The sequence below is a fragment of the Mesorhizobium sp. M7A.F.Ca.CA.001.08.2.1 genome, from assembly GCF_003998455.1.
Taxonomy (GTDB): Bacteria; Pseudomonadota; Alphaproteobacteria; order Rhizobiales; family Rhizobiaceae; genus Mesorhizobium; species Mesorhizobium ciceri.
On record NZ_RZPW01000767.1, the window covers coordinates 1 to 2,840 of the forward strand.

Genomic DNA, 2,840 nt, shown 5'->3' on the forward strand with positions numbered 1-2,840 from the left:
GCGCGGATCGAGCACGATCAGCTTGGCGCCCTGGCGCAGCCGCTTCTTGAGCCGCGAGGCGAACACCGGGTGAGCGGAAGCCGGATTGGCGCCGATGATGACGGCGACGTCGGTGAAGTCGACGGAATCGAAATCCTGCGTGCCGGCAGACGTGCCATATGTCTGGCCGAGCCCGTAGCCCGTCGGCGAATGGCAGACGCGTGCGCAGGTGTCGACATTGTTGTTGCGGAAACCCTGCCGCACCATCTTCTGGACGAGGTAGGTTTCCTCATTGGTGCAGCGCGACGAGGTGATGCCGCCGATCGCGGTGCGTCCGTACTGGTATTGGATGCGGCGGAATTCCTTGGCGGTATGGGCGATCGCCTCTTCCCAGCTTACTTCGCGCCACGGATCGGTGACCTTTTCGCGGATCATCGGCGACAGGATGCGGTCCTTGTGGGTGGCGTAGCCATAGGCGAAACGGCCCTTCACGCAGGAATGGCCGTGGTTCGCCTTGCCCTCCTTGTAGGGCATCATGCGAACGACTTCGTCACCCTTCACCTCGGCCTTGAACGAGCAGCCGACGCCGCAATAGGCGCAGGTGGTGACGGCCGAGCGCTCCGGCAGGCCCTTGGCAAGCACCGTCTTCTCACGCAGCGCATCGGTCGGGCAGGCCTGGACGCAAGCGCCGCAGGACACGCATTCCGAATCGATGAACGCCTCGTGCATTCCGGCCGAAACCCGGGATTCGAAGCCGCGTCCCTCGATGGTCAGCGCAAACGTGCCCTGCACTTCTTCGCACGCCCGCACGCAGCGCGAGCAGACGATGCATTGCGAGGCATCATAGGTGAAATAGGGGTTGGATTCGTCGCGGGCGATGTAATCGACTGCCAGCGAGCCATGGCCGGGCGCCACGCCACCTTCCGGCTTGACGTGGTTGCGGCCCTCGATGCCGTAGCGGTTCTCGGTCAGGCCGATCGACTTCGCCACCGCGTCGAACTCGCTGGCGCCGGTTCCGGCCTGTTCGTTCCAGCCGGTCGGATGGTCGGAGACATAGAGCTCCATGACGCCACGGCGAATGGCATCGAGCCGCTCGGTCTGCGTGCGCACGATCATGCCTTCGCCGACAGGCGTCGTGCAGGATGCCGGCGTGCCGCCGCGTCCTTCGATCTCCACAAGGCAGACACGGCACGAACCGAAGGAGTCCAGCATGTCGGTGGCGCAGAGCTTCGGGATTTCGACCCCGCCCTCCATCGCGGCACGCATGATCGAGGTGCCTTCCGGCACGGTGATGCTGCGCCCGTCGACGTTCAGCGTGACCTGCTTCTGCGCCTTCGATTGCGGGGTTCCGTAGTCGATCTCTTCGACGAGGGATGGGAAGTCGGCCTTGATGTTCATCTGCCAGCTCCTATTCGGCAGCCACGCGCACGGGCGCGGGCTTGAAGTCGTCAGGGAAATGGGTGATCGAGCTCATCACAGGGTAGGGCGTGAAGCCGCCCAGCGCGCAGAGCGAGCCGAATTTCATCGTGTTGCAGAGGTCGGTGACCAGAGCGAGGTTCTTCTCCGGCTCGATGCCCGCGGCGAGTTTGTCGATGGTCTCGACACCGCGCGTCGAGCCGATGCGGCAGGGCGTGCACTTGCCGCAGCTTTCGATGGCGCAGAATTCCATGGCGAAGCGCGCCTGTTTCAGCATGTCGGCGGTGTCGTCGAACACCACGATACCGGCATGGCCGATCAGCCCGTCCTTGGCCGCGAAGGCTTCATAGTCGAATGGCGTGTCGAACAGCGCGCGCGGGAAATAGGCGCCGAGCGGTCCGCCGACCTGCACTGCCTTGACCGGCCGGCCGGTGGCCGTGCCGCCGCCGATCTCGTCGACGATCTCGCCAAGCGTCATGCCGAAAGCGGCTTCGAACAGCCCTGCAAATTTGACATTGCCGGCGATCTGGACCGGGATCGTGCCGCGCGAGCGGCCCATGCCGAAATCCTTGTAGAAGGCCGCACCCTTGTCCATGATGACGGGCACAGAGGCTAGGCTGATGACGTTGTTGATCACCGTCGGCTTGCCGAACAGCCCCTTATGCGCAGGCAGAGGCGGCTTTGCCCGCACCATGCCGCGCTTGCCCTCGAGCGAATCGAGCAGCGCCGTCTCTTCGCCGCAGACATAGGCGCCGGCGCCGACCCGGATCTCCATGTCGAACGCGTGAGGGGAACCCAGCACGCTGGCGCCAAGAACGCCGGCCTTGCGGGCGATCTCGACGGCCTTGTTCATCGCCGCCACCGCATGCGGATATTCCGAGCGGACATAGACGAAGCCCTTGGTCGCGCCCGTGGCTATACCGGCGATCGTCATGCCTTCGATCAGCACGAAGGGATCGCCCTCCATGATCATGCGGTCGGCGAAGGTGCCGGAGTCGCCTTCATCGGCGTTGCAGACGATGTATTTGCGGTCGCCTGCTGTATCGAGCACCGTCTTCCATTTGATGCCGGTCGGGAAGCCGGCGCCGCCGCGCCCGCGCAGGCCGGATTCGGTCACCTCTGCGACGATGGCGGCAGGCGTCAGCGCCAGCGCGTTCATCAGTCCATTCAACCCGCCATGTTTTTTGTAGGATTCGAGCGACAGCGGATCCGTGACGCCGCAGCGCGCGAAGGTCAGCCGTGTCTGCTTGGCCAGGAACGGGATCTTGTCCGGCGCGCCCAGCCAGCGTTTATGATGGCCGCCGGTAAGGAAGCCGCTGTCGAACAGGCTTTTGACGTCGGACGGTTTGACCGGCCCGTAGGCGATGCGGCCGTTGGCTGTAGCGACTTCGACCATCGGTTCGAGGAAATAGGCGCCGCGCGAACCATTGCGCACGATCTTGGCT

2 protein-coding genes are annotated in these 2,840 nt (G+C 64.4%); both read right to left on the bottom strand.

The window, feature by feature from the left end:
• On the bottom strand, positions 1-1,377 hold a 1,377-nt coding region (locus EN914_RS30480; RefSeq protein ID WP_127389482.1), incomplete at its 3' end, for a 2Fe-2S iron-sulfur cluster-binding protein.
• A 10-nt stretch (positions 1,378-1,387) separates the two neighbouring features.
• On the bottom strand, positions 1,388-2,840 hold a 1,453-nt coding region (locus EN914_RS30485), incomplete at its 5' end, for an NADH-ubiquinone oxidoreductase-F iron-sulfur binding region domain-containing protein (RefSeq protein ID WP_127389483.1).